The 23956-nt window shown below is 69.8% G+C and carries 24 protein-coding genes; 13 read left to right on the top strand and 11 right to left on the bottom strand.

What is annotated here, in order from left to right:
- Positions 1–17 precede the first annotated feature (17 nt).
- The 3 genes from ASC59_RS10610 to msrB form a co-directional block, all read right to left on the bottom strand.
- Entirely contained in the window at positions 18–584 is a 567-nt protein-coding gene (locus ASC59_RS10610; protein WP_055821916.1) for a hypothetical protein, read from the bottom strand.
- Positions 585–716: 132 nt separating this feature from the next.
- A complete protein-coding gene (gene msrA, locus ASC59_RS10605; protein ID WP_055821913.1) occupies positions 717–1247 on the bottom strand; it encodes a peptide-methionine (S)-S-oxide reductase MsrA in 531 nt (176 codons plus the stop codon).
- On the bottom strand, positions 1244–1720 hold the full coding sequence (gene msrB, locus ASC59_RS10600; RefSeq protein ID WP_055821909.1) for a peptide-methionine (R)-S-oxide reductase MsrB: 477 nt from the start codon (positions 1718–1720) through the stop codon (positions 1244–1246). Before msrB ends, msrA begins: the two co-directional genes overlap by 4 nt.
- A 225-nt stretch (positions 1721–1945) precedes the next feature.
- On the opposite strand from msrB, the gene ASC59_RS10595 reads away from it, so the two are divergent.
- The 11 genes from ASC59_RS10595 to ASC59_RS10545 all read left to right on the top strand — a co-directional run bounded on the left by ASC59_RS10595 (position 1946) and on the right by ASC59_RS10545 (position 12958).
- Complete coding sequence (locus ASC59_RS10595; RefSeq protein ID WP_055821905.1) at positions 1946–2710, top strand: SDR family oxidoreductase; 765 nt, start codon at positions 1946–1948, stop codon at positions 2708–2710.
- 31 nt (positions 2711–2741) lie between these two features.
- The gene (locus ASC59_RS10590) at positions 2742–3359 is read left to right on the top strand and encodes a TetR/AcrR family transcriptional regulator (RefSeq protein ID WP_055821902.1); all 618 of its coding nucleotides are present in this window, start codon (positions 2742–2744) and stop codon (positions 3357–3359) included.
- Positions 3352–4371, top strand: a complete 1020-nt coding sequence (locus ASC59_RS10585; protein ID WP_235492659.1) for an NADPH:quinone oxidoreductase family protein — start codon at positions 3352–3354, stop codon at positions 4369–4371. The genes ASC59_RS10590 and ASC59_RS10585 overlap by 8 nt, the downstream gene beginning before the upstream one ends.
- 4 nt (positions 4372–4375) lie before the next feature.
- Entirely contained in the window at positions 4376–5110 is a 735-nt protein-coding gene (locus tag ASC59_RS10580) for a glucose 1-dehydrogenase (RefSeq protein ID WP_055821899.1), read from the top strand.
- A gap of 118 nt (positions 5111–5228) precedes the next feature.
- On the top strand, positions 5229–5690 hold the full coding sequence (locus tag ASC59_RS10575; protein WP_055821896.1) for a hypothetical protein: 462 nt from the start codon (positions 5229–5231) through the stop codon (positions 5688–5690).
- A gap of 56 nt (positions 5691–5746) precedes the next feature.
- Positions 5747–7819: a PQQ-dependent sugar dehydrogenase gene (locus ASC59_RS10570; RefSeq protein WP_055821894.1), complete on the top strand. Its 2073-nt coding sequence runs from the start codon at positions 5747–5749 to the stop codon at positions 7817–7819.
- Positions 7820–8135: 316 nt separating this feature from the next.
- The gene (locus tag ASC59_RS10565; protein WP_055821890.1) at positions 8136–8882 is read left to right on the top strand and encodes an ABC transporter ATP-binding protein; all 747 of its coding nucleotides are present in this window, start codon (positions 8136–8138) and stop codon (positions 8880–8882) included.
- A complete protein-coding gene (locus tag ASC59_RS10560) occupies positions 8879–9595 on the top strand; it encodes an ABC transporter ATP-binding protein (RefSeq protein WP_055821887.1) in 717 nt (238 codons plus the stop codon). The genes ASC59_RS10565 and ASC59_RS10560 overlap by 4 nt, the downstream gene beginning before the upstream one ends.
- A 2-nt stretch (positions 9596–9597) precedes the next feature.
- Complete coding sequence (locus tag ASC59_RS10555) at positions 9598–10476, top strand: branched-chain amino acid ABC transporter permease (RefSeq protein WP_055821884.1); 879 nt, start codon at positions 9598–9600, stop codon at positions 10474–10476.
- Complete coding sequence (locus ASC59_RS10550; protein ID WP_235492657.1) at positions 10473–11657, top strand: branched-chain amino acid ABC transporter permease; 1185 nt, start codon at positions 10473–10475, stop codon at positions 11655–11657. Before ASC59_RS10555 ends, ASC59_RS10550 begins: the two co-directional genes overlap by 4 nt.
- An 11-nt stretch (positions 11658–11668) precedes the next feature.
- A complete protein-coding gene (locus ASC59_RS10545) occupies positions 11669–12958 on the top strand; it encodes an ABC transporter substrate-binding protein (RefSeq protein WP_055821881.1) in 1290 nt (429 codons plus the stop codon).
- A gap of 343 nt (positions 12959–13301) precedes the next feature.
- On the opposite strand, the gene ASC59_RS10540 is transcribed toward ASC59_RS10545, so the two are convergent.
- The 5 genes from ASC59_RS10540 to ASC59_RS10520 form a co-directional block, all read right to left on the bottom strand.
- Positions 13302–14897, bottom strand: coding sequence for an AMP-binding protein (locus ASC59_RS10540; RefSeq protein ID WP_055821878.1), 1596 nt, complete (start codon positions 14895–14897; stop codon positions 13302–13304).
- A gap of 69 nt (positions 14898–14966) precedes the next feature.
- The gene (locus tag ASC59_RS10535) at positions 14967–16172 is read right to left on the bottom strand and encodes an acyl-CoA dehydrogenase family protein (protein ID WP_055821875.1); all 1206 of its coding nucleotides are present in this window, start codon (positions 16170–16172) and stop codon (positions 14967–14969) included.
- Positions 16172–17242 (bottom strand): phosphotransferase family protein, encoded by a 1071-nt coding sequence (locus ASC59_RS10530; RefSeq protein ID WP_055821872.1) that lies wholly within the window; start codon positions 17240–17242, stop codon positions 16172–16174. Before ASC59_RS10530 ends, ASC59_RS10535 begins: the two co-directional genes overlap by 1 nt.
- Before the next feature lie 167 nt (positions 17243–17409).
- On the bottom strand, positions 17410–17829 hold the full coding sequence (locus ASC59_RS10525; protein ID WP_055821869.1) for an acyl-CoA thioesterase: 420 nt from the start codon (positions 17827–17829) through the stop codon (positions 17410–17412).
- Positions 17830–17832: 3 nt separating this feature from the next.
- A complete protein-coding gene (locus ASC59_RS10520; protein ID WP_055821867.1) occupies positions 17833–18495 on the bottom strand; it encodes a QsdR family transcriptional regulator in 663 nt (220 codons plus the stop codon).
- A 137-nt stretch (positions 18496–18632) separates the two neighbouring features.
- On the opposite strand from ASC59_RS10520, the gene ASC59_RS10515 reads away from it, so the two are divergent.
- Complete coding sequence (locus ASC59_RS10515) at positions 18633–19922, top strand: acyl-CoA dehydrogenase family protein (RefSeq protein WP_082513632.1); 1290 nt, start codon at positions 18633–18635, stop codon at positions 19920–19922.
- Complete coding sequence (locus ASC59_RS10510) at positions 19919–21172, top strand: acetyl-CoA C-acetyltransferase (RefSeq protein WP_055821865.1); 1254 nt, start codon at positions 19919–19921, stop codon at positions 21170–21172. The genes ASC59_RS10515 and ASC59_RS10510 overlap by 4 nt, the downstream gene beginning before the upstream one ends.
- A 271-nt stretch (positions 21173–21443) precedes the next feature.
- On the opposite strand, the gene ASC59_RS10505 is transcribed toward ASC59_RS10510, so the two are convergent.
- From ASC59_RS10505 to ASC59_RS10495, 3 genes are all read right to left on the bottom strand, one after another.
- Complete coding sequence (locus tag ASC59_RS10505; protein ID WP_082513524.1) at positions 21444–21902, bottom strand: MaoC family dehydratase; 459 nt, start codon at positions 21900–21902, stop codon at positions 21444–21446.
- A complete protein-coding gene (gene fabG, locus ASC59_RS10500; protein WP_055821861.1) occupies positions 21899–22648 on the bottom strand; it encodes a 3-oxoacyl-ACP reductase FabG in 750 nt (249 codons plus the stop codon). Before fabG ends, ASC59_RS10505 begins: the two co-directional genes overlap by 4 nt.
- Before the next feature lie 61 nt (positions 22649–22709).
- Entirely contained in the window at positions 22710–23852 is a 1143-nt protein-coding gene (locus ASC59_RS10495; RefSeq protein WP_055821858.1) for an alcohol dehydrogenase catalytic domain-containing protein, read from the bottom strand.
- Positions 23853–23956: the final 104 nt, after the last annotated feature.

Raw genomic sequence — 23956 nt, 5'->3', positions numbered from 1 at the left:
ACGCCGGCGAGCTGGTGTCAGGCGGCGGGGGCTGCCGGCTCGTCGTTCAGCGTGAAGAGCAGCTCCACGGAGTCGCCCGGAGCCAGCTGCAGGGTGCCGAGGCCCTCCTGCGCGTACGCCCACTCGCCGTCGGCCGGCTTCACCCAGAGCGACCAGTAGGCGAAGGCAGCAGGCATGCTGGCGCACTTCTCGAAGTAGTCGGTGCCGTCGGGTGCCGTGATCGCCTCGTCCTCCGCCGGCACGCCGTTCACGCGGCAGACGACCTGGTCGGCGTACTCGTCGGTGCCCACTGTCGCGACGTCCGCCTGCTTCAGTGCCTCGGATGCCGCGATGGGCGCGTCCGCGTCGATGCAGGCCGTGGTCGACGGGTCGTCGGCGCTCTCGAGGTTGCCGGCATCGACGATCACGGCGACGCCGGTGCAGTCGCCGATCGGTTCGGCTGCGGCCGTCGAGCTGGACGCGCTCGACTCCGGAGCCGGGGAGATGTCCGACCCCGAGCCGGCGCTGCTGCACGCGCTGAGCGCGAGCAGGGCGAATCCGGCGATGGCGGCGAGCGTGGCACGGGTGGCGATGCGGGTCGTCATGCTCTCAGCGTAGGGGGCGGCGCGGCGTGTGACGGCGGATCTCGCGGGTGAACGACGAAACGCCCCGCCCGATCCGAAGATCGAGCGGGGCGTTCGGTGTCATCCGGCCTCGGGAGGCAAGACGGTGTTCAGCTAGGCGCTCTGCTCCGCGTTGCGCTTCGGCAGCACCCAGCCCGGACGCACGAAGTGGCAGGTGTAGCCGTTGGGGTAGCGCTCCAGGTAGTCCTGGTGCTCGGGCTCGGCCTCCCAGAAGGCTCCGGCCGGGGTCACCTCGGTGACGACCTTGGCCGGCCACAGGCCCGACGCGTCGACGTCGGCGATGGTGTCCTGCGCAACGGCGGCCTGCTCCTCGTTCAGCGGGAAGATCGCCGAGCGGTAGCTGGTGCCGATGTCGTTGCCCTGGCGGTTGCGCGTGGTGGGGTCGTGGATCTGGAAGAAGAACTCCAGCTGGTCACGGTACGAGGTCACCGTCGGGTCGAAGACGATCTCGATGGCCTCGGCGTGGGTGCCGTGGTTGCGGTACGTGGCGTTCGGAACATCGCCGCCCGTGTAGCCCACGCGGGTGCTGATCACTCCGGGGCGGCGGCGGATGAGATCCTCCATGCCCCAGAAGCATCCGCCCGCGAGGACGGCGGTCTCGGTGGTGGCGGGTGTCGTGGTCATGAGTTCTCCTTCGTGGTGGATGCGGCGTCGGTCGGAAACAGCGCCCGGAGTTCACCGTAGCCCTGCTCCTCGAGCTCGGCGAGCGGGATGAACCGCAGCGACGCCGAGTTCATGCAGTAGCGCAGGCCGCCGGCATCCGCGGGCCCGTCATCGAAGACGTGGCCCAGGTGGCTATCGGCCCCCGAGGAGCGCACCTCGACGCGCTTCATGAAGAGCGTGCGGTCGGTGTGCTCGGTGACGGCGTCGGGGCTGATCGGCTTGGTGAAGCTCGGCCATCCCGATCGCGAGTCGTACTTGTCGACCGAGGTGAACAGCGGCTGCCCGGAGACGACGTCGACGTACAGGCCGACCTCGTGGTTGTTCCAGTACTCGTTGCGGAAGGCGGGCTCCGTGCCCTCGTTCTGCGTGACCTTGTACTGGTTCGGGGTGAGGCGGGCGAGCGCCTCGGGAGTCTTGCGGTAGTCCTGTGACACGTGCTCCTCCTTCTGCTGGCGACGCTGGCTGCGGCGCCGGGTGACACCCGTATTTCGGTGCCACCTAGGAGAACGGATGGCGGGGGTCTGCTGTTCCGCCGGGGCTGGGAGCGCGCTGTGAGTTGCGGATGGTACTCTCCATCGAGACAAACCGTCCGGTCGGTCTGTAGCATGATCCCGAACGGATCCAGGCAGCAGCGTACTCGCGTACTCGAAGGAGAGCACATGCAGAGGTTCGACGGCCGGGTGGCGCTGATCACCGGCGGCAGCAGGGGCATCGGCCTCGCCATAGCGAAGCGGCTGGTGAGCGAGGGCGCGCAGGTGGTCATCACCGGGCGCAAGCAGGAGTCGCTCGACGCGGCGCTCGCCGAGCTGAACGGGGGCGGGACCACGTCGCCCGCGACCGCCGTCGCCACCGCTGTCGCAGGCAAGGCCGACGACCCGGAGCATCGCGCGGCGGTCTTCGCTCACATCGCCGAACGGCACGGCCGTCTCGACCACCTGGTGAACAACGCGGGCATCAACCCCGCCTACGGTCCGGCGCTCGAGATCGAGGCCTCGATCGTGCGCAAGATCCTCGACGTGAACGTCGTCGCCGCCCTGGAGTGGACGCGGGACGCTGTGGGTGCCGGCCTCTCGAGGTCGATCGTGAACCTGTCGTCGATCTCAGCGCTGTCCGCGGCTCCCGGCATCGCGTTCTACGGGGTCTCGAAGGCGGCGCTGGTGAACCTCACCCTGCAGTTGGCGCACGAGCTCGCACCGGGCATCCGTGTCAACGCCGTCGCCCCCGCCGTGATCAAGACCGCCTTCGCCCGGGCGCTCTACGAGGGGCGCGAGCAGCAGGTGGCAGGGGAGTATCCGTTGAAGCGCCTCGGACTGCCCGACGACGTGGCCGGGCCCGTCGCTTTCCTCCTGTCGGAAGACGCCGCGTGGATCACCGGCCAGACCATCGTGATCGACGGCGGCGGCAGCATCCGCCCTGTCGGATGACGCACCGCGAGAACCCAGCGAGGATGAGTGCATGAGACAGACCAGTGTCGTAGACGACGTGACCAGGGCCGCCGTCGAGCTCTTCGCAGCTCAGGGCTTCGCCAACACCAGCGTTCAGCAGATCGTGGAGGCCGCCGGAGTCACCAAGGGCGCGATGTACCACTACTTCCAGTCGAAGGACGACCTGCTCTTCGCCATCTACGAGCGGATGCTGTCACTGCAGAAGTCGCACCTCGACGAGATCGTCGCGCGGGGAGGGGCCGTCGACGACGTGCTGCGCGCCGTGTGCATCGACGTGATCGAGACCTCGATCGACTTCCTGCCAGAGGGCACGGTGTTCTTCCGCAGCCAGCACATGCTCTCGCAGCCGCGTCAGCAGGAGGTCACCCGCCGGCGACGCGATTACAACGACGAGTTCAGCGCTCTCATCGAGGCCGGCCAGCAGCAGGGCCTCTACCGCACCGACATCCCGCGGCCGGTGCTCATCGCGCACTTCTTCAGCGACTTGCACTACCTGTCGCAGTGGTACTCCCCGGAGGGCCCGGAGGGCAAGACCCTGCTGGCCGAGCAGATCACCGCGCTGTTCCTGAGGAGCATCGCCGCCGAGCCCGCCGAGCCGGGCGCACCGGAGGGGGCGACGGATGCCTGAGCCGACCACCATGCGCGCGTGGAGGGTCGTCCGCACCGGAGAGCCGTCGGAGGTGCTCGAGCTCCACGACCTGCCCGTGCCCGTGCCCGGCGCCGGTGAAGTGCTCGTGAAAGTGCACGCCGTCGCCGTCAACTTCCCCGACGTGCTGCTCGCCCGGGGCGAGTACCAGGTACGCCCCGAACCTCCGTTCACGCCGGGCATCGAGCTGAGCGGCGAGATCGTGGCTCTCGGGCCGGATGCCGACGGCGTGCGCACCGGCGGGAAGCCCGCCCTGGGCATCGGCGACAGGGTGGTGGCGACGAAGATCGGCGTGCTCGCCGAGTACGCCGTGCTCGCGGCATCCGAGGTGCATCCGACGCCGGACGGGCTCGACGACGTGCAGGCCGCCGGGCTGATGATCGCCTACCAGACCGCGTGGTTCGCCCTGCATCGTCGGGCGCGGCTGCAGGCCGTCGAGACCGTGCTCGTCCATGCAGCGGCGGGCGGGGTCGGAAGTGCCGCCGTGCAACTCGCCGTCGCCGCCGGAGCCAGGGTCATCGGCGTGGTCGGCAGCGCGGGCAAGGCCGACGTCGTGCGTGAGGCCGGTGCCGAACTGGTGATCGTGCGGGGCGAGCAGGACCTCGCCGCAATCGTCAACGAGGCGACGGACGGCCGCGGCGCAGACGTGGTCTTCGACCCCGTGGGCGGGGAGAGCTTCGAGCGGTCGACCAAGTGCATCGCCTTCGAGGGGCGCATCGTCGTGATCGGCTTCGCCGGCGGGACCGTGCCCACGGTACGGGCGAACCATGCCCTCGTGAAGAACTACAGCGTGCTCGGCCTGCACTGGGGTCTCTACCCGACGAAGAACCCCGCTCTCGTGGCCGAGGCCCATGCCGAGCTGGTGCGATTGGCGGATGCCGGCGCCATCTCGCCGCTGGTGGGGGGAGTGGTGGAGTTCGAGCAGGCTCCCGCCGCCATCCAGGAACTGGCCGGCGGACAGACCGTCGGGCGGCTCGTCGTGCGGGTCGGGTGACGCCATGACGGATCTCGATGGACGCGTCGCGCTCGTCACCGGCGGTGCGCGCGGCCTCGGTGCTGCCTACGTGCGGTCGCTGCACGCGGCCGGCGCGCGAGTGGTCATCGCCGACCTGCTCGCCGACGAGGGTGGTGCGCTCGCCGCCGAGCTGGGCGAGCGCGCGCTGTTCGAGGCGCTGGACGTCACCGATGAGGCCGCATGGGACCGCGTCGTGGCCGCAGCTGTGGGCGCGTTCGGATCGCTGGACGTCCTCGTGAACAACGCCGGCATCGCCAATGCAGCGCCGATCGAGCACCTGACGCTGGCGAAGTGGAACGCCGTGATCGCGGTCAACCTCACCGGGGTGTTCCTCGGCTGCCGAGCGGTGGTTCCGCAGATGAAGGCGCAGGGCAGTGGCTCGATCATCAACATCTCCTCGGTCGAGGGCATGCGCGGCTCGCCGGGCCTGCACGGCTACACGGCTTCGAAGTTCGGCGTGCGCGGACTCAGCCAGTCGCTCGCCGTCGAGCTCGGGGCATCCGGGATCAGGGTGAACTCCGTGCACCCCGGGCTGATCCTCACCGACATGACCACCAGGATCGACCCCGCGAGGATCGACATCCCGCTCGGGCGGCCAGGGGTTCCCGACGACGTCGCCGGCACGATCGTCTTTCTAGCCAGCGACGCCTCCCGCTTCACGAGTGGCGCCGAGTTCGTGGTCGATGGCGGCATGATCGCGGGCATCCCGCACCACTGACGACTCCCGGCCTCCGGTCGCGGGCGAATCAGACCGCCAGCAAGAAATCAAGCCCTTGGGATGGGCGGCCTCGGAGGGCTTGTCTGATGGCGGGGCGATCTGAGGAAGGTGAATCGAAGTGGACACCAGTGCATGGATCTGGATCATCGTCGCTGTCGTCGTCGTCATCATCGTGGTTGTGGCCATCTTGCTGATCACGGCGCCGAAACGTCGTGAGGCGAGGCAGCGGGCCGGGCGCGAGAAGGCATCCGAGCTGCGCAACGAGGCCGCAGAGCGAGAACTGGCGGCACGGGAGCGGCAGGCGACGTCTGCCCAGGCATCCGCCGATGCGCAGCAGGCGCAGGCCGATGCCGCGAAGGCCGAAGCCGCCGCGCGTCAGGCGCAGCTCGATGCGGAGCGGCTGCAGCGGGAGTCCGCCGAGCACCGCGACGACGCGGAGGGCCTGCGTGTGGAGGCGGAGGAACGCGCCAGGAAGGCCGATGAGGTCGACCCCGACGTGGATCGGTCCGGGCGCCAGGGCTCGGACGACGTGCGCGGCACAGACGGTGGCGCTCACAGTGCAGGTACCCGCGGCGTCTGACGTGCGGGTCATATCCTGAGGACGACGCGCACTGGAGCGCGCCGAGGGAGGCGACGATGAGAAGTCAGCTCCGGATGCTGCTGGCAGCCATCCTGTCCGTCATCTGCGTTGCGGCTCTGCTGACGCTGCCGCCAGCCGACGCCGCGTACGCCGCCACGGGCAAACCCATCATCGGAGTCGCCTCGAAGAAGTGCCTCGACGTCCAGTACGGGTCGATGACCGTCGGGGCGCAGACCGTGATCGGGACCTGCAACGGCGGAGCGGACCAGCGCTGGACGCGCACGGCCGAGGGCGAACTGCGCGTCTTCGACGGCGCCCGCTGCCTGACCGCCGGCCCGGTCACCACGACCCGACCGCGGAAGGCCGTGATCGCCCAGTGCTCGGGCTCAGCCTCCCAGAAGTGGAGCTACACGAGCGCCAAGACGCTGAAGCACACGGCGACAGGTCTGTGTCTCCATGTGCGCGGCGCGCGGACGACCGGCGGAACCGAGGTGAACCTGCACGCCTGCACGACGGCGACCCACCAGAAGTGGACCGTTCCCGCGAAGCTGCCGGACACCACCCCGCCGACCGCGCCGAGCGGCCTGACGAGTTCGGCGCTCACCTGCACCGCCGTCACCCTGAGCTGGACGGCGTCGAAGGATGGCGTCGGGGTCTCCGCCTACGACCTGTACCACGACGGCCAGCTCGTCACCTCGGTCGCCGGAACCGTGCGCTCGGCATCCGTCAAGGTCGTGGCGGGAGTCGCCTGGGGCTGGTACGTCAACGCCCGCGATGCTGCGGGCAACGTCTCGCAGGCCAGCTCCACCGTGACGGTGACGCCGCCGCAGTGCACAGCGGACACCGTTGCGCCGACGGTGCCGAAGTCGGTCGCGGCCGTGGCATCCGGAACCAGCGTGAAGGTGACCTGGGCGGCATCGACCGACAACGTCGCCGTCACCCGGTACGACGTGCGTCGCGACGGCACCGTCGTCGGGTCGGTCGGTGGCGCAGTGCTCACCTTCACCGACAGCGGGCTGGCCGTCAGCCGCGCCTACTCCTACACCGTCGTCGCACGCGACGCCCAGGGCAACGCGTCCGCCGCCAGTGCGCCCGCCACCACGACGACCGGTGCCGCCTGTGGAAGTCCCATCTGCGGGGTCGCCCAGGTGACGACGGACACCGACATCCCGTGGGGCCTCACCACCCTGCCCGACGGCTCGGTGCTCTATGCGCGCCGTGACGCCCTCGACATCGTGCGCCTGGTGCCGGCGACGGGGGCGAAGACGAGCGTCGGCACGATCCCCGGAGCGAAGGGCACCGATGGCGAGGGTGGGGTGATGGGCATAGCGATCGCATCCGACTTCGCGGCGGATCCGTGGCTCTATGTCATGCACTCCACTGCGACGGACAACCGGATCGTGCGGCTGAAGTACTCGGCCGGAAAGCTCGACACCACGTCTGTGCAGGTGCTCGTGAGCGGCATCCTGCGCAACAAGTACCACAACGGCGGCCGCCTGCGCTTCGGGCCGGACGGCATGCTCTACGCCTCGACGGGCGATGCGCAGAACGGCGACTACGCCCAGCGTCTCACCGGTACCGGAGCGCTGAACGGCAAGATCCTGCGGCTCACGCGCACCGGTGGCATTCCGAGCGACAACCCGTTCGGCAGCTACGTCTGGAGCTACGGCCACCGCAACCCGCAGGGCATCGCCTTCGACAGCCGGGGAAGGCTCTGGCAGCAGGAGTTCGGCAACAGTGTGATGGACGAGACGAATCTCGTGGTGAAGGGCGGCAACTACGGGTGGCCGCTGTGCGAGGGCACCTCGGGGAACGGATGCGGCACCGCCGGCCTCATCGCACCGAAGAAGACCTATCCGACGGCCGACGGGTCCTGCAGCGGCCTGACCATCGTGCGCGACGTCGTCTACATCGCCTGCGGGAGGGGCGCGCGGCTGTTTCGCGAGGTGATCAGCGGCGACGCCCTCGCCTCCGTGCAGCAGTTCTTCGTCGGCACCTACGGCCGGCTGCGCACCGTCGAGCCGTCGTCCGATGGCGGGCTGTGGCTCACCACGACGAACCAGGGCGACAAGGACAGCGTCGCGAACAACAGCAACGAGAAGATCCTGAAGGTGACGCTGGGCGGGTAGGGCCCCAGCGCGGCGCCGTGTCCGCTGGTCGAGGCCCTCCCCCGCTCGCTGAGGGCCGAGCGCAGCGACCGCCCGAAGCGCAGTGTCCGCTGGTCGAGTAGCGACCGAGCGCAGCGAGGACGCGTATCGAGACCACCCTTCCCATGCGCCGCCCGAGTAGCGCCGGTATCTCGGGTCTCGATACGCCTGTTCGCTGCGCTCGCGGGCTACTCGACCAGCGGTGTGCGGAACGACCGCGCGCGCCCGTGCAACATCAGCATACCGTCTGGTCGGTTTCTGTTGTACAGTGTTGCCACCACGACACGAAGAGGTGCCGATGCACACACCAACGCCACGGCTGCGGATCACCGGGCTCACTGTCGCCTTCGGCGGCCTGACCGCCCTGGACGACGTCTCGCTCGAGGTCGCCTCCGGCGAGACTGCGGCGCTCATCGGGCCGAACGGCGCGGGCAAGACCACCGTCTTCAACGCCGTGTGCGGGCTCGTGCGGCGCGCGAGAGGACGGATCGACATCGACGGTCGGCCGGCGCCCTCGGCTCCGACGGGGTTGATCGGCCGCGGTGTCTCCCGGACTCTGCAGGGCCTGGGCCTCTTCGACTCGATGACCGTGCTCGAGAACGTCCTCGTCCCGCTCGGGCTCGTCGGCCGCGACGGGAGAGGCGCGAGCGAGACGGATGCCGTGCTCGCCGCGACCGACCAGCTCGCCGCGCTCGGCCTCGCTGAACAGGCCGCTCGCCCGGTGGCGTCACTGCCCTATCCGGAGCGCAAGCGCGTCGCCCTGGCCCGCGCCCTCGTGACGCGCCCCCAACTCCTTCTGCTCGACGAACCTGCCGGCGGCCTCGGCTCGGACGACATCGCCGACCTGGCCGCCACGGTGCGCGGCATCGCCGCGACGGGGTGCTCCGTCCTGGTCGTCGAGCACCACATGGACTTCGTGATGAGCCTTGCCGATCGCGTCGTGGTGCTCGACTTCGGTCGCGTGATCGCGAGCGGCACTCCGGCCGAGGTGCAGGCCGATCCGCGGGTCGAGGAGGCCTATCTGGGCGTGGAGCCGGCCGCATGACGGCGCTCCTCGAGATCGACGCCATCTCGGCCGGGTACGGCGGCTCGCCGGTGCTCCACGAGGTGCGCTTGGCCATTCCCCCAGGCGCCATCGTCGCCCTCCTCGGAGCGAACGGGGCAGGCAAGACCACCCTGCTCCGCACCATCTCGGGCCTCGTCACTCCACGGTCGGGACGCGTCGTGCTCGACGGTCGCGACCTCACCGGTGTCAGCGTGGAGGACCGGTCGCGGAGCGGGCTCGCCCAGGTTCCCGAGGGGCGCAGCGTCGTCGCCGAGCTCACGGTCGACGAGAACCTGCGGCTCGGCGGCCTGTGGCGTTTCGATCGGCGGAGCCTCACCGCTGCCGTCGACGAGATCTACGACCTCTTCGAGCCGTTGTCGCGCCGGCGAACGGCATCCGGCCACCAGCTCTCGGGTGGCGAACGGCAGATGCTCGCCCTCGGACGGGCTCTCATCGCGCGGCCCCGGATGCTGATCCTCGACGAGCCGTCGCTCGGACTGGCTCCGCGCGTGGTCGCGCAGATCCTGGGGGTGCTTCGCGCGCTGCGCGACGAGACCGGGCTGACAGTTCTGCTCGCCGAGCAGAACGTGACGAGCGCACTCTCCATCGCCGATCACGGCGTCGTGCTCTCCCTCGGCAGGGTCGTCGCCGATCGACCGGCGCCGGAACTGCTCACCGACGACGCCCTCCGCCACGCCTACTTGGGGTTCTGAGAATGGACAGACTGCTCTTCCTCCTCGCCACCGGCATCGCCCGCGGCGCCATCTTCGCGCTCTTCGCTCTCGCCCTCGTGCTCATCTGGCGCGCGGCACGCATCGTCAACTTCTCGCAAGGGGCGATGGCCGTGGTGGCCACCTATGTCGCCTTCGCGGTGACAGCGTTCACGGGCTCCTACTGGGCGGGGCTCGCCAGTGCTCTCGCCGCCGGGGCGATCCTCGGCTACGTCGTCGAGCGGGGCGTGATGCGCTTCGCCCCGCAGAACTCGCCGCTGGCCGGCGTGATCATCGCCATCGGCGTGGTCATGGTGCTCCAGTCCGCGCTGGGCATCGCCTTCGGCCAGCAGTACCGCCCGATGGCGGCGCCGTTCGACCAGAGCCCCATCGTGATCGGCGGGGTCCCCGTGTTCTCGCCCTACGACGTCTTCATCCTCATCGTGGCCGTCGTGGTCATGATCGGGCTCGCCCTCCTGTTCACGCGGACGTCGCTGGGTCTCCAGTTGCGGGCGTCGGCGTTCGCCCCCGAGGTGTCGCGGCTGCTCGGCGTGCGGGTGTCGCGCATGCTCACCATCGGCTGGATGCTCGCCGCCGCCGTCGGTGCTCTCGCAGCACTCCTGCTCGTGCCGACGGAGCTCGGGCTGAGTCCGCACTCGGCCGACATGCTCTTCGTCTACGCCTTCACTGTCGCCGTGGTCGGCGGTCTCGATTCGCCCGTCGGCGCGCTGGTCGGCGGGTTGATCGTGGGGGTCGCCATCAGCCTGGTCACCGGCTATGTGGGCTCGACAGTCGCCCCCATCGCCGTGCTCGTGCTGCTCGTGGTCGTGCTGCTGGTGCGGCCCGGAGGCATCTTCTCGGCTCGAGAGGCGCGTGTCGCATGAGCGCCGAAACCGAGCTGTCCGGTCGTGGCGCTTCGACCGCGGACTCCGTCCGGGCCTCAGCGAACGGAATGACCGCGGCATCCGTCGCCCGTGCCCGCACCACGGGTCGTCGTCGCACGCGCCTGGTCGGAACGGCCCTCGTGCTGACCGCCATCGCCATCGGCGGAACCTTCCTGCTCGACCCGTATCGCAACTACCAGCTCGCGCTCGTCGCCGCCTACTTCTGCGCCACGGCCGGGCTCACCCTGCTCATCGGCCTCACCGGCCAGCTCTCCCTGGGGCACGCGGCGCTCATGGCCGTGGGCGGCTACGGCTACGCCATCGCGGCGAATGCCCTGACGGATGCCGGCGTCGACGGCGTCGCCCGTTTCGCGTTGGCGCTCAGTGCCGCGCTGGCCGCATCCGGAGGGGTCGGACTGCTCCTCGGCCTCGCCGCCGCCCGCCTGCGCGGACCCTACCTCGCCGGTGTCATGCTCGCCCTCGTGATCGCGCTGCCCGCGGTCACGGCCGTCTTCAGCGGAGTGCTCCGCGGCGACCAGGGACTGCAGATCGCCTACGACGCAGTGCCGCCGGCGCTCTCCACGATCATCGCGGTCGAGCAGTGGCAGGCCTGGGTGGCCATCGGCGTCGCCGCCGTGGTCGTGACAGTGCTGAGCGGCATCAGATCGGGCGTGCTCGGACTCCGGATGCGAGCGGCGCGCGACGACGAGGTCGCGGCGCGCCTGAACGGCGTGCGCGCCGGGCGCGGAAAGGTGTTCGCCTTCACCGCCAGTTCCGTGGCTGCCGGAGCGGGCGGAGCCGTGCTCTGCTTCGTGACGCAGTCGGTGAGCCCCGGCGCCTACACCCTCGCCTTCTCGCTGCTGCTGGTGGTGGCCGTGGTCATCGGCGGTCTCGGCAGCATGCTCGGCGCCCTGCTCGGATCCATGGTCATCGTGCTGCTGCCCTGGCTCATCGGAACCCTGACCGGAGCACTGGACCTGCCGGCCGATCTCACCCAGCGGCTCTCGGGCAACCTGCCCGTGCTCGTCTTCGGAGCGCTGCTCATCGTCGTGACCCTGCTCTGGCCCGCCGGCATCCGCGGGGCGCTGCCCGAGCAGCTGACGCTGCGGCGCCGCATCCGCCCCTCGGCGCCCTCCCCGACGCCACCGACCGCAGCACCGCACCATCCACCACAGGAATAGAGAGGTCACCCATGTCACATCGAAGCGCACCACCCCGCCGCGCGATCGCCGTCGCCGCGGCATCCGCCATGCTCGTCACGCTCGCGGCGTGCAGCACGCCAGCCGCCCAGAGCGCTGATGCCCCGGCTCCCGGCGTCACCGACGACGCCGTGACCGTCGGCACCCACCAGCCGCTCACGGGACCAGCCGCCGCCGGATACTCGTCGATCTCGGCCGCGACGCAGGCCTACTTCGACTACGTGAACGAGAAGGGCGGCATCAACGGCCGCACCATCGAGTACCTGGTGAAGGACGACGGCTACAACCCGGCCACAACGCAGACCGTCGTTCGTGAGCTCGTACAGGACGACGACGTCTTCGCGATCCTCAACGGCCTGGGAACACCGACGCACACCTCGGTTCTCGACTACCTCAACCAGAAGAAGGTGCCCGACCTGTTCGTGGCCTCGGGATCCACGAGCTGGAACCAGCCCGAGAAGTACCCGTACACGTTCGCCTTCAACGCCGACTACGTGACCGAGGGCGAGGCGCTGGCGCAGTACGCCTCCGACGAGTATCCGGGCAAGAAGGTGTGCCTGCTCGGACAGGACGACGACTTCGGCGACGAGTTCATCACCGGAGCGGAGAACGTGCTGGGAGCCGACGGGCTCACCAGTGTGCAGCGCTACTCGGTGTCGAACCAGGACGTCGTGGCGCAGATCAGTGCCATGAAGGCTGCCGGATGCGAGATCAACATGCTCGCGACGGTGAACGGGTTCACCGCCCTCGCCATCGGAACCGCCGCCAAGCTCGGCTGGTTCACCCAGTGGTTCTCCTCGTCATCGGGCGGCGACTATCCGACGCTCGTCGGGTTCCTCGGCGAGGACACCGGGCCGAAGCTGCTGCAGGGCTTCGTGAGCACGAACTACCTACCGGCGCGCCAGGGCAACGACTGGAGCGAACTGTTCGAGAAGGTCAACGCCGACTTCAACGACGGCGCCCCCTTCGACGGGAACACCGTCTACGGCATGTCGGTCGGCTACCTGTTCGCCGAGGCGTTGGCCGCCGCAGGCGAGAACCCGACGCGGGAGAGCCTCCTCGAGGCTGTGAACTCCGGCGACCTCGTCGGCAACGGCATCCTGCCGCTCTCCTTCGGCGATGACAGCCACGCCGCCTACCTCGGCGTCGGCATCACGACCGTCGACCAGGGCGTGCAGGACTACATCGGCACGAACTACGTGAGCGACGGGAAGGGGGCGGTCTCGGTCTCCGATGCCGAGCCCGTGGCGCTGGAGAACGAGGGAGTGCCGGCCTCGGAGTAGCACCCGCTGATCGAGTAGTGCCCGAGCGCAGCGAGGTCACGTATCCGGCGTTGATCGAGTAGTGCCCGAGCGCAGCGAGGTCACGTATCGAGATCACTCCACCCCGGCGGTTCGTCGGGAGGGTGGTCTCGATACTGCTGCTCGCTGCGCTCGCGGCCTACTCGACCGGCGGACAGGGCGTGAGCGCAGGCGTCGTCACACGCACACCCGCTGATCGAGTAGTGCCCGAGCGCAGCGAGGTCACGTATCGAGATCACTCCCACCCCGGCGGTTCGTCGGGAGGGTGGTCTCGATACGGCTGCTCGCTGCGCTCGCGGCCTACTCGACCGGCGGTCGAAGCGCGTCAGCGCACGGGCTCCTCGACGGCCGCGAACCGCGCCGCGAGCTCCCGCTTCAGAACCTTGCCGCTGCCGCCCAGCGGCAACGCGTCGACGACGTGAACCACGCGCGGATACTTGTAGGCCGCGATGCGCTCCTTCGTGAACGCGACGAGCTCCTCGGCGTCGACGTCGTGGCCGTCGAGGGCGACGACGGCCACGTGCACCTCCTGGCCGTGGGTGGCATCCGGGAGTCCGAACACCGCCGCCTGCGCCACCGCCGGATGCCGCACGATGACGGCCTCCACCTCGGTCGGGTACACGTTGTAGCCGTTGCGCACGATCATGTCCTTCTTGCGGTCGACGATCGTCACGATGCCCTCTGAGTACGTCCCGAGGTCTCCGGTGCGGAACCAGCCGTCGATCACGGCCTCGGCCGAGGCATCCGCCCGCCCGAGGTAGCCCTTGAACAGGTTGTGGCCGCGCACCACGATCTCGCCGAGCCGGCCGGCCGGGCAGAACTCGATGCTGCCCTCGACGTCGGCCTCCGCGATCGCCACGTCGATGCCCCAGTACGGTCGTCCGACGGTTCCCGGCCGGATCGGTTCGAACACCGTGTTGAACGACACCGTCGGCGAGGTCTCGGTGAGCCCGTAGCCCTCGTGCACCTGTGCTCCGAACTCCGCGGCGAAGGCCTCGAGCACGGCCACGGGAAGGGCGGCACCGCCCGAGACCGCGTAGCGCAGCGGGGGCCGCACCTCGACGCGGCGAGCGGCCTCGATCATGCCGACGAACATCGTGGGAACGGCCGTGAACACCGTCGCCCGGTGGGCGACGAGGAGCTCGAGCGCCTGGTCGGCGTCGAACTTCGGCAGCAGGATGACGGATGCCCCGCGACGGAACGCCACGTTCATCACGGCGGTCTGCCCGAAGGTGTGGAACAGCGGCAGGCCGCCGAAGATCACGTCGTCCCGCGTCATGTCGAAGGCGTCGATGAGGGCGCAGTGCACCTGCTCGACGATGGCGAGGTGCGAGCCGACGGCGCCCTTGGGGGTTCCGGTCGTGCCGCTGGTGTAGAGGATGGTGGCGGCATCCGTCGGCCGAACCGACACATGCCGTTCGATCGGAGCGGCGACGGATGCCTCCGCCTCCAGCCTCGGCAGATCGGGACCGCCGTCCTCCGGGGCCGGCGCCAGCACCGTGATCAGCGGCACGCCGGCGTCGCGTGCAGCCGGAACGGCCTCGGCGAGCATGGGCGCTGCCGCTACGAGCAGATCGGCGCCGCTGTCCCGCAGCACGTAGCCGATCTCCTCGGCCTTGAACAGCAGGTGCACGGGCACCACGACGGCTCCCAGGGAGAGCACCGCGTAGTAGACGCGCGCGAAGTCCGGAACGTTCGGCACCAGCATGGCCACCCTGTCGCCGCGTCCGATGCCGCGAGCCTGCAGGGCGCCGGCGTAGGCACGGGTCTGGTCCCACAGCTGGCCGTAGCCGATCGTGTGGCCCGCGAAGTGCACCGCTGGACTATCGGGAGTGCGGTGGGCGGACTCGGCCAGGATGCTCGCCACCGACAGGGTGCCGAATCCGTCGCCGTCGATCGCGGGATCAGGGATGTGGGTCATGGACGCTGTCTCCTTCGACTGCTGGGGTGGTCTCGATACGCGGGCGACTGGGTCGCTCCAGTCGACCGGCTAGGTCCGTCGGAACTCGGCCTTGCCGAGTGCCGACAGGTGCACCTCGTCCGGTCCGTCGGCGAGCCGCAGCACACGCGAGCCCGCGAACATCTCGGCCAACGGGGTGTCGTCCGAGACTCCGGCGCCGCCGAACACCTGGATGGCGCGATCGAGGATCTGCTGCACGGCGCGGGGCACGGCGATCTTGATGGCCTGGATCTCGGTCATGGCCTCGCGGTTGCCCACGGTGTCCATGAGCCACGCCGTCTTCAGCACGAGCAGGCGCAACGACTCGATCTGGATGCGGGACTCGGCCACCCATTCGCGCACGACGCCCTGCTCGGACAACGGCCGCCCGAAGGCCGCCCGGGACGCGGCACGCTCCCGGACGAGCGCCAACGCGTGTTCCGCCATGCCGATCGCTCGCATGCAGTGGTGGATGCGGCCGGGGCCGAGCCGCGCCTGGGCGATGGCGAATCCGTCGCCCTCGCCGCCGATGAGGTTCGTCGCGGGCACGCGCACGTCGGTGAAGGCGATCTCGGCGTGCCCGCCGTGGTCGCGGTCGTCGTAGCCGAACACCGTCAGCGGGCGCACGATCTCGACGCCGGGGGTGTCGCGCGGCACGAGGATCATCGACTGCTGGCGGTGACGCGGTGCCTCGGCATCCGTCTTGCCCATCACGATGAAGATGGCGGCCTCGGGGTTCATGGCGCCGGTCGACCACCACTTGCGGCCGTCGATCACGTAGTCGTCGCCATCGCGCCGGATGCTGGTGGTGATGTTGGTGGCGTCGCTCGAGGCGACATCGGGCTCGGTCATGCAGAAGGACGACCGGATGCGCGCCTCGAGCAACGGGTCGAGCCAGGTCTGCTTCTGCTCCGGCGTGCCGAAGTCGTTCAGTACCTCCATGTTGCCCGTGTCGGGGGCGGCGCAGTTGAACGCGATCGGCGCGAGACGCAGGCTCCACCCGGTGAGCTCGGCGAGCGGGGCGTACTGCAGGTTGGTGAGTCCGGCGCCGCGTTCTCCGGGGAGGAAGAGGTTCCAGAGGCCAGCGTCCCGCGCACGCTGCTGCAGCTCGCGCACGATCGGGCGCGGACTCCAGGCATCGGGTTCGGCCGCGAGCTGCTCGGTGAGCACCGCTTCGGCCGGCACCACGTGCTCGTCGATGAACGAGCGCACCCTGTCGATGAGATCGAGCGTGCCGGCGTCGTGGCTGAAGTCCATCAGTTCCTCCTGAGGGCGAGGCGGGCGAGCCCGTCGGTTGCGAGAGGCGCGACCATGGCGCCGATGTGGGCGAAGCCATCCCCGACGGTCTCGTGCTGCTGGTAGCGGTAGTGGATGCCCTCGGCGATCACGGCGAGCTTGTAGGCCGCGAAGCCGCGATACCAGCCCAGGTCGGGCACGGCGCGGCCGATCCGGGCCGCGTAGGCGTCGACGAGCTCGTCGAAGCCGGGGTAGCCGGCGGTGAGATCGACGGCGCTGTCGAAGAGGCGTCCGCCGGTGAGCTCGTCGATGTTCCAGTACATGCCGAAGACTCCGAGGTCGACGAGCGGGTCGCCGAGAGTCGACATCTCCCAGTCGAGGATGGCGGCGATGCTGGGGTCGTCCCCCGAGCCGGCGACGATCGCGTTGTCGAGCCTGTAGTCGCCGTGCACGAGGCCGGAACGTGGGTTCTCCGGCATCCGCTCGCTCAGGGCGTCCTGCAGCTGGTCGAGGGCCGGTGTCTCGCGCGACCTCGAGGCGTCGAGTTGGCGTCGCCAGGTGCGCAGCTGGCGCTCCAGGTATCCGTCGCCGCGGCCGAAGTCATCGAGGCCGACGGATGCCGGATCGACCGAGTGCAGCTCGGCCAGCACCTCGGCCAGCTGGATGCCGATGCTGTGCAATCCGCCGCGGGTGAAGGCGGCGTTCTGCGCCGGTCGGGCGAGGACCGCGCCATCGACGAACTCCATGACGAAGAACGGGGTGCCGGTGACCCTGCCATCGGCCGTGTCGTCGACGATGGCGACGGTCGGAGGCACAGGCACGGCGCTTGCGCCCAGCGCGGTGATGACCCTGTGCTCGCGTGCCATGTCGTGAGCCGTGGCGAGCACGTGGCCGAGCGGCGGGCGGCGGACGACGAGGGGGATGCGCGCGCCATCAATGCGATAGGTGAGGTTGCTCTTCCCGCCGGTGATGAGGCGGGCGCTGAGGGGTCCCGCTGCGAGCTGCGGATGCGCTTCGCGGAGCCACACCTCGAGCCCGCCGACGTCCAGGCCCGGAACGGCGCCATCCGGTGTCGCGGGGGAGTGGGTCATCCTCGACCAGCCTTTCGTGCGCATCCGTGCGTCCTCGAACGGTAGCATACCGCGCAGTCGGTATGTTTACGTCCCGTTCGCTGGGGCCCCGACGGAGTCCGCGGCCGAAGCGCCTTCTCTGCCCGGCTCGCCCTGGGTGCGCTTCGGGCGGTCGCTGCGCTCGGCCCTCAGCGAGCGATCAGCCGGTCCTCCACGGCGGCGCGGATCGCCGCCGGGATCGGCGTCGGACGACGCGTGGCCGCATCCACGAACACGTGCACGAAGCGGCCCGTCGCGATCGGTTCATCCATGCCGGCCCGCAGGATTCCGAGCGCCCAGGTGATGCTCGACGTGCCGAGGCGCTCGATCCCGATGCCCACCTCGAGCGGCTCGGGGAATGACGCCGACGCCGCGAACTCGCACGACGACGACGCGCACAGCGCGATCGCCGAGCCCTGCGGGTCGAGGCCGCCGTCGGCCATCATCCAGGTGTTCACGGCCGTGTCCATGGCTTCGTAGTAGACCGTGTTGTTGAGGTGGCCGTACTGGTCGTTGTCGTTCCACCGGGTGCCGAACGGAAGGCGTACGCGATACTCGCGGGCCGGCATCGCTCAGCCCACCCTGAGGAGGAACCTGAAGGCCACGCGTGCTCTGGCCGTGCTCGGGCTGTCGCCGGCGATGAGGTCGGCGTAGGTGAACGACTCCGAGGTGCGCACCAGGAGGTAGGCGAGCGACGCCGGGTCGATGGCGCCGCCGAGGGGGTGTTCGCCGAGCTCGTGGCGCACGATCCATTCCGCCGTCGCCACGTAGCGGCGCTGGATCTCGCTCTCCTTGGTGGTGAGCAGTCGCAGGGCCCGCGCGGGTTCGCGTTGCAGGAACTGCCGGAAGTACGGCGCCTTGATGAGGTCGTCGACGAAGTGCGTGAGCAGCGTCGCGACGCGCTCGGCGCCCTGCTGCCCCTCTGCCGCCTGCTCGGCCAGCACGAGGGTCGGGATGGCGAGGGACCAGAGCACCTCCGACAGCAGTGCGTCGCGATTGCCGACCCAGCGGAACAGCGAGGTGCGGTCAACGCCGAGCGCCGTGGCGAGGGCCGTCATGTCGATGCGCTTGCCGCTGATGAAGGTCTCACGGGCGAGTGCGAAGGCGCGCTGGGCGTCGGCGTGGCCGGCCCCGTCGGCCGCGTCGAGTCGGTCCGACAGCCAGGACGGCGCCACGGCGAGGCCGACCGAGGCGATGGTCGCCTCGGTCGTCGGGGGTGCTGTCGTCGTCGGCATGTGCGGAACTCTACCCCGCAGGCGCTGCTGCGGTGGCCGCATCCGGAACTCTCATGCAACATTCTGAAAAATGATGCATACTACGGATGTTCACCGATGAACGGATGCCGCCAGACGGCACGATGAATGGAGAAGCGATGACGCTCACCACGGGGCAGACCAGGACCACGCAGACCGGGACCACGCAGACCGGATCGGCGCGGACGGATCTGGCGCAGTTCGAGGAAGCGGACGTGCTGGGCGCCGACTTCTACTCGTTCCAGCAGCAGCTGACCTCCGAGGAGCAGCGTTCCGTCGCGGCGATCCGTGCGTTCCTCGATCGCGAGGTGCGCCCCCATGCCGACGACCTGTGGGAGAAGGCGCAGAGCCCGCGCCACCTCATCCCCGGATTCGCCGAGCTCGGGCTGTTCGGAGCCTCGTGGCCGGAGACCCGCCAGTTCGAGAACAGCGCCGTCTACCGCGCGTGGGTGGCCCTCGAGATCTCCCGGGCCGATCCGTCGACGGCCACCTTCATCGGAGTGCACAGCGGCCTGGCCATGAACGCCATCGGCGTCGGCGGCTCGGCCGAGCAGCGCGAGGAATGGATGGGGCCCATGGCCAGAGGCGAGGTCATCGGCGCATTCGGGCTCACCGAACCCGGCCACGGCTCCGACACGGCGAAGGGCCTGGAGACCACCGCGACGAGGCGATCCGTCGACGACGGCGCCGGTGGCAGCAGGGACGAATGGGTGTTGAACGGCTCGAAGCGCTGGATCGGCAACGCCGTCTTCGCCGACATTGTCGTCATCTGGGCGCGCGACACCGCGGACGACCAGGTCAAGGGGTTCATCGTGCGGCAGCCGGCAGTGGGCTTCACGGCCACGAAGATCGAACGCAAGCAGTCGCTGCGCGGCGTGGAGAACGCCGACATCGTGCTCGAAGACGTCGTCGTACCCGAATCCGACCGGCTCCAGAACATCAACTCGTTCCGCGACGTGGCGATCATCCTGCGCCTCACTCGCGCCGAGGTCGCCTGGCAGGCCATCGGTGTCGCCGTCGGCGCCTACGAGGCCGCGCTCGCCTATGCGAAGGAACGCCAGCAGTTCGGCAAGCCCATCGCCTCCTTCCAGCTCGTGCAGGAGAAGCTCGCCAACTCGCTCTCGAACATCACGGCGAGCATCGCGCTCTGCATGAGGGTCTCGGAGATGCAGGACCTCGGCATCCAGAAGGACCACCACTCGGCCATGGCCAAGGCCTTCGCGACAGCCCGGATGCGGGAGGTGGTCGGCTGGTGCCGCGAGATCATGGGCGGAAACGGCATCCAGCTCGACCACGGCGTCGCCCGCTACTTCGCCGATGCCGAGGCGGTCTACACCTTCGAGGGCACCTACGACATGAACACCCTCATCGTCGGCCGCTCGATCACCGGAATCGCGGCGTTCGTATGAGCGAGGCCTACATCGTCGCCACGGCGCGCTCGCCGATCGGTCGCGCACGCAAGGGATCGCTGGCCGGCATCAGGCCGGACGATCTCACCGTGCAGATGGTGCGGGCGGCGCTCGCATCGGTTCCCGCCCTCGACCCCGGGCGCATTGACGACCTGATGCTCGGATGCGGCATGCCCGGCGGAGAGCAGGGCATGAACATGGCACGAATCGTCGCCGTGCTGCTCGGTCTCGACGAGGTGCCCGGCACCACGGTGAATCGCTACTGCTCGTCGAGCCTGCAGACGACGCGCATGGCCTTCCACGCCATCAAGGCCGGTGAGGGCGACATCTTCGTCTCCGCCGGCGTCGAATCCGTCAGCCACTCCCTGCGCGGATCGAGCGACTACATCCCCGGGGAGAAGCTCACCAACGAGCTGTTCGAGGACGCGATGGCGCGCACGGAGGCCAGAGCCACCTCTTCGGCGACGGATGCCGATGGCGCACGCGGCCTGCGCCCCTGGCACGACCCTCGTGCCGACGGGCTGCTGCCCGACGCGTACATCGCCATGGGCCAGACGGCCGAGAACGTCGCCGAACTGCGCGGCATCACCCGCGATGAACAGGATGCCTTCGCCGCGCGCAGCCAGCAGCGGGCGGAGGCCGCACTGGCCTCGGGATTCTGGGCGCGCGACATCACGCCCGTCACCCTCGCCGACGGCTCCGTCGTGTCGACGGATGACGGCCCGCGACCCGGCGTCACCGTCGAGACCCTCGCCGGTCTCGATCCGGTCTTCCGCCCCGACGGCACCGTCACCGCTGGTAACTGCTGCCCGCTCAACGACGGGGCCGCCGCCGTCGTCATCGTGAGCGATCGCGTCGTCGACGAACTCGGACTGACCCCGCTGGCGCGCATCGTCTCGACGGGCGTCAGTGGACTCTCGCCCGAGATCATGGGGCTCGGACCCGTCGAGTCATCGCGCCGTGCGCTCCAGCGGGCGGGCTTGAGCATCGACGACATCGACCTGGTGGAGATCAACGAGGCCTTCGCCGCCCAGGTCATCCCGTCGGCCCGCGAGCTCGGCATCGATCCCGAGAGGCTCAATGTCCACGGCGGCGCGATCGCCGTCGGGCATCCGTTCGGCATGACCGGAGCCCGCATCACGTCGACACTCATCAACGGCCTCGCGGCCACGGGAGGCCGCTACGGCCTCGAGACGATGTGCGTCGGCGGAGGTCAGGGCATGGCGATGGTGCTGGAGAACCTCCGCTGACCCAGTACCGCTGATCGAGTAGCGACCGCCGCTCCCTCCCTCCCGCTGATCGAGTGGCGACCGAGCGCAGCGAGGACGCGTATCGAGATCACACCCGAAGCGACGGCGTGATCTCGATACGTGTCCGACTCCGTCGGGCACTACTCGATCAGCGGGAGGGAGCGTCGGGCACTACTCGATCAGCGGTGGGCGTCGTCGGGCACGACTCGATCAGCGGTGGGCGTCGTCGGGCACTACTCGATCGACGGCGTGCTCCGCGGGGTGAGGGCAGTCAGGCCGGCACGAGCAGCGTCACCCACTGGGCGACGAGCGCCGGCCGCTCCGACCCTTCGATCTCGATCGTCAGATCCTGCACGACGCGGATGCCAGAACCCGTTGGCTCGACCGCCGAGAGCGTGCCGACGGCGCGCACGCGCGATCCGGCCGTCACCGGCTGGAGGAAGCGCACCTTCTCGAAGCCGTAGTTCACTCCCATCGCCACGCCGCCGACGTCGAGCAGGGGCGTCGCGAGGGCGGTGAGCAGCGAGAGCGTGAGAAAGCCGTGGGCGATCGGAGCGCCGAACGGGCCGGCGGTGGCGCGTTCGACATCCACGTGGATCCACTGGTGATCATCCGTCGCATCAGCGAACGCCACGATGCGGTCCTGATCGATGGTGAACCAGTCGCTCGGCCCGATGGCCGTGCCGATGGCATCCGTCAGCTCGGCGGGGGTGTCGACACGGATGCTCATGCCTTCGGCCCTCCTGCCACGTAGAGCACCTGGCCCGAGATGAAGCTCGCAGCATCCGAGCAGAAGAACGCGACGGCGGCGGCCACGTCCTCGGGTTGCCCTGGGCGCCCCACGGGAATCTCCTTCGCGGCGCCGGCGAGGAAGTCCTCGAACGAGACGCCCATCCGCTCGGCGGTCGCCCTGGTCATGTCGGTCTGGATGAAGCCCGGCGCCACGGCGTTCGCGGTCACCCCGTAGCGGCCGAGCTCGATCGCCAGGGTTTTCGTGAACCCCTGCATCCCGGCCTTCGCCGCGGCGTAGTTCGCCTGGCCGCGGTTGCCGAGTGCCGAGGTGCTCGACAGGTTCACGATGCGGCCCCAGCCCTCCTTCACCTGGTGCGCCTGCACGGCCCGGCTCATCAGGAACGCACCGCGCAGGTGCACGCCGAGCACGGCGTCCCAGTCGTCATCGGTCATCTTGAAGAGCAGGTTGTCGCGCAGGATGCCCGCGTTGTTCACCAGGACCGTCGGCGCCCCGAGCTCCTCGGTGACGGATGCCACCGCGGACGCGACCGCCTGGGAGTCGGCGACGTCGGCTCCCACGGCGACGGCGCGACCGCCGGCAGCCTCGATGGTGGCGACGGTGTCTGCGCAGCAGGCGGCGTCGAGGTCGAGTACGGCGACGGCGAATCCGTCGGCGGCGAGCTGGACTGCTGTCGCAGCTCCGATGCCGCGGGCGGCTCCGGTGACGATGGCGGTGCGGGTCATGCGTTGTCCTTTCGTGGGCTGACGGGTCGTGGTCGCAGTGCGTGTTCGGTGGTCTCGCTCGCTATCCGACCGGCGACGGAGCGGGGAAGGTGATGAGCTGGCGCAGCTCGCCTCCTGCGGCGAGGCGGTCCATGGCGACGTCGAGGTCCTCGAGGCGCACGTGCGATGACACGAGGCGTTCGAGCGGGAGTCGGCCGCTGCGCCAGAGCTCGACGTAGCGCGGGATGTCCCGGCTCGGAACGGCCGAGCCGAGGTAGCTCCCGACGACGGTCCGCGCCTGGGCAGTCAGCAGCAGAGGGGAGACGCTGGCGCGGGCATCCGGAGCCGGAAGCCCGACGGTCACCGTCGTGCCTCCCGGCGCCGTGAGCGCGAATGCCGTCTCGAAGGCGCGAGCAGAGCCCGCGGCCTCGATCACCAATGAAGCGGTGATACCCGACTCCGCAGCCTCGGCCGGGCCGTGCGCTGCAGAGGCTCCGAGTTCGAGTGCGAGGTCGAGCTTGGCCGGCACGGCGTCGACGCCGATCACCTCGTGCCCCAGTGCGACGGCCACGAGCAGGGCCGCCATGCCGACGCCGCCGAGGCCGACGACGATCACGCGCGAGCCAGGCCCAGGGTCGCCGGCGTTGAGCACGGCGCCGCCGCCGGTGAGCACGGCGCAGCCCAGCAGCGCGGCGATCTCGGCGGGAACGTCGGCGTCGACGGGCACCACCGAGGTGCGGTTGACGACGGCGTGGCTGGCGAATCCCGAGACGCCCAGGTGGTGGTTCACGGATTCCGCCTCGTCGGCCGCATCCGTTCCCCCTCGATGCAGCCGGATGCCTCCTCCGACGAGAGTGCCGTCGTTGTTCGCGGCGCTCCCGATCCTGCAGGGCAGGCGTCCGTCGGTCGCGCACTCGGGGCAGTCGCCGCAGCGCGGGAGGAACGTCATGACCACGCGGGTGCCGATGGGCAGGTCGTCGACGCCGTCGCCGAGCTGCTCGACGACGCCGGCGGCCTCGTGGCCGAGCAGCATGGGGGTGGGGCGCACGCGGTTGCCGTCGACGACACTGAGATCGGAGTGGCAGACTCCGGCTGCCTCGATGCGCACCAGCACCTCGCCCGGGCCGGGCGGATCGAGCTCGAGCGGGCCGACGGTGAACGGATGCGAGGTCGCGAACGGCGGCTCGGCCCCCGATCGCTCGAGTACTGCTCCGATGATGCGCATCCGACCTCCTCGTCGTGGTGGCGCTGCTGGGATCGTTCGACGCGGCGCCGCGTTCCATGATGCCGCGTGACAAGCATACCGACTGCGCGGTATGCTCCGAAACG

Source organism: Leifsonia sp. Root1293, from assembly GCF_001425325.1.
GTDB lineage: Bacteria > Actinomycetota > Actinomycetes > Actinomycetales > Microbacteriaceae > Orlajensenia.
Note: the sequence above shows the minus strand (reverse complement) of the source record. Positions and strands in the feature narration are given on the sequence as shown.

Coding starts and splice junctions, on each gene's coding strand:
- ASC59_RS10610 (WP_055821916.1), bottom strand. CDS start 584: ATGACGACCCGCATCGCCACCCGTGCCACGCTCGCCGCCATCGCCGGA.
- msrA (WP_055821913.1), bottom strand. CDS start 1,247: ATGACCACGACACCCGCCACCACCGAGACCGCCGTCCTCGCGGGCGGA.
- ASC59_RS10595 (WP_055821905.1), top strand. CDS start 1,946: ATGCAGAGGTTCGACGGCCGGGTGGCGCTGATCACCGGCGGCAGCAGG.
- ASC59_RS10590 (WP_055821902.1), top strand. CDS start 2,742: ATGAGACAGACCAGTGTCGTAGACGACGTGACCAGGGCCGCCGTCGAG.
- ASC59_RS10585 (WP_235492659.1), top strand. CDS start 3,352: ATGCCTGAGCCGACCACCATGCGCGCGTGGAGGGTCGTCCGCACCGGA.
- ASC59_RS10580 (WP_055821899.1), top strand. CDS start 4,376: ATGACGGATCTCGATGGACGCGTCGCGCTCGTCACCGGCGGTGCGCGC.
- ASC59_RS10570 (WP_055821894.1), top strand. CDS start 5,747: ATGAGAAGTCAGCTCCGGATGCTGCTGGCAGCCATCCTGTCCGTCATC.
- ASC59_RS10565 (WP_055821890.1), top strand. CDS start 8,136: ATGCACACACCAACGCCACGGCTGCGGATCACCGGGCTCACTGTCGCC.
- ASC59_RS10560 (WP_055821887.1), top strand. CDS start 8,879: ATGACGGCGCTCCTCGAGATCGACGCCATCTCGGCCGGGTACGGCGGC.
- ASC59_RS10555 (WP_055821884.1), top strand. CDS start 9,598: ATGGACAGACTGCTCTTCCTCCTCGCCACCGGCATCGCCCGCGGCGCC.
- ASC59_RS10550 (WP_235492657.1), top strand. CDS start 10,473: ATGAGCGCCGAAACCGAGCTGTCCGGTCGTGGCGCTTCGACCGCGGAC.
- ASC59_RS10545 (WP_055821881.1), top strand. CDS start 11,669: ATGTCACATCGAAGCGCACCACCCCGCCGCGCGATCGCCGTCGCCGCG.
- ASC59_RS10540 (WP_055821878.1), bottom strand. CDS start 14,897: ATGACCCACATCCCTGATCCCGCGATCGACGGCGACGGATTCGGCACC.
- ASC59_RS10535 (WP_055821875.1), bottom strand. CDS start 16,172: ATGGACTTCAGCCACGACGCCGGCACGCTCGATCTCATCGACAGGGTG.
- ASC59_RS10530 (WP_055821872.1), bottom strand. CDS start 17,242: ATGACCCACTCCCCCGCGACACCGGATGGCGCCGTTCCGGGCCTGGAC.
- ASC59_RS10525 (WP_055821869.1), bottom strand. CDS start 17,829: ATGCCGGCCCGCGAGTATCGCGTACGCCTTCCGTTCGGCACCCGGTGG.
- ASC59_RS10520 (WP_055821867.1), bottom strand. CDS start 18,495: ATGCCGACGACGACAGCACCCCCGACGACCGAGGCGACCATCGCCTCG.
- ASC59_RS10515 (WP_082513632.1), top strand. CDS start 18,633: ATGACGCTCACCACGGGGCAGACCAGGACCACGCAGACCGGGACCACG.
- ASC59_RS10510 (WP_055821865.1), top strand. CDS start 19,919: ATGAGCGAGGCCTACATCGTCGCCACGGCGCGCTCGCCGATCGGTCGC.
- ASC59_RS10505 (WP_082513524.1), bottom strand. CDS start 21,902: ATGAGCATCCGTGTCGACACCCCCGCCGAGCTGACGGATGCCATCGGC.
- fabG (WP_055821861.1), bottom strand. CDS start 22,648: ATGACCCGCACCGCCATCGTCACCGGAGCCGCCCGCGGCATCGGAGCT.
- ASC59_RS10495 (WP_055821858.1), bottom strand. CDS start 23,852: ATGCGCATCATCGGAGCAGTACTCGAGCGATCGGGGGCCGAGCCGCCG.